The 1,681-nt window shown below is 53.7% G+C and carries 1 protein-coding gene; it reads right to left on the bottom strand.

The window, feature by feature from the left end:
- Nucleotides 1–1,681, bottom strand: a 1,681-nt coding sequence (locus tag ABLA85_RS18110; protein WP_367965724.1) for an Ig-like domain-containing protein, incomplete at both ends; no start/stop codon positions are given.

A 1,681-nucleotide genomic window follows, 5' to 3' on the forward strand; every position in this document is an offset into this window, starting at 1 on the left:
CTTCATCAAACGTGACAACAGGGGCGGCCACTTTATGATCACCGACCTGGATCTGCACCTGATGCTCGCCTGTCAACGTACTGCTCAGCTTAACCTGCGTTTGTCCCTGGTGGTCGGTTTGTGTCCGTTCTGAGGACAACTCGCCGTGATCCGTTTGCCAACTCACTGACTGATTTTCCACGGGTGATCCCAGTGAATCTTTCACCCTAGCCGTTAACACCACCGCATCCTGCCCATCCCCTTTAGCCCGGACTTTGTCCACCGTGATCGCGGGTTTCAGCCGGCGTTCAAACGTCACCGGAGCAGCATGAAGTGTTTTTCCCGCCACTTCTGCTTTCACCGTTGCCCTCCCTGCGGTGCGGCTGACTAACCGGGCTGTTGCCTCCCCCTGATTGTTTGTCTGTTCTTGCTTATCCAACAGTTGCCCGTTATCCGCTGCCCATTGCACCTTGCTATGGGCAGCGGGTCGATCTGCTGCATCGCGCACGTTCACTGTATAAAGGATACTGTCCTGACCATCGGCAATCGCGGTTTGTTTATCCGCCTGAAGCGTATGCGTTAGCGAGGCAATAAAGCGGATCGGAGAAGACATTGCCGTTTCACTGCCAACCGCCACCGTCACTTCTGCATTTCCTGATATTTTGCTGGTTAAATAAGCCGTGGCCTGCCCTTTCGCATCGGTCATTAATGACAAAGAGGATAACTGGCCAAGATTGGTCTGCCAGCCAACAGCCTGATTCGAAATAGGTTCACCGACTGCGTTTTTGACAGTAACGGTCAGCGTCGCTATGGCTTTTCCATCCGCCTTAACGCTGTGCTTATCAACGGCGATGTCGGGTATCAGCACCGTATCAAACTGTACTGAAGGTGCAATGACAACCTCTTCATCCACGGAAACACGTACTGTGTGCAGCCCCTGCTGACGGCTGCGCAGCACGACCGATGCCTGCCCCTGCGTATCCGTGTTCTGCCGGGTTTGGGATAATTCGCCTTTATCACTTGACCAGATAACAGCCTGATTGGAAATGGGAGCGCCTTCCTGATCGGTAACAAGGACGGTATAGCTTACACTGTCATGACCATCGGCTTTGGCCTGCGTTTTATTCGCTGTCACCTGCCATCGCTTTTCGGTCGGCAGACTCACTATCAGGATTTCTGCCCGGCTGGAGCGATTACCCCGGTTGTCGATAGCTATTCCCGAAAGCCGGACGGGGTTTTTCGTGGTTTTTGGCAAGCGTAACGTCACGTTCTCCGGCCGTTGAATAAGCACTTTCCCGCCTGCCTGCTGTAATTCAGCCGTATCCAGCTCTAAACGTGCCGGCGGATATTTAGCGTGGATAACGGGTACAAAGGTCACGTCCTTGCCTTCATATCCGTTGATTGATGCGGGGAAAGCCAGTGTCAGCAGCGTTTGTTTCTGATAATCCAGCACCATATCACTGCGTCGGTTCACAAAATCCAACTGACTGGCTCTCAGGCTGCGTAGGGGTGCGACCGCGTTTGGATCAAGCTGTTGGCTGAACGGCACCCCCAACCGATAATTGAGGTTCAGGGTAAAACGGTTTTCACTGACACCTTGTTTACCCTGCCGAAAATCGGCGCCCAGTGTCACGAACGGCACGGGCGTGTAAGTCAGCCTGGCGGTGACACTGTACGGGTTTTTCTGGCGTTCTGATTCACC

The organism is Xenorhabdus sp. SGI246 (assembly GCF_040838225.1).
Lineage (GTDB): Bacteria > Pseudomonadota > Gammaproteobacteria > Enterobacterales > Enterobacteriaceae > Xenorhabdus > Xenorhabdus indica.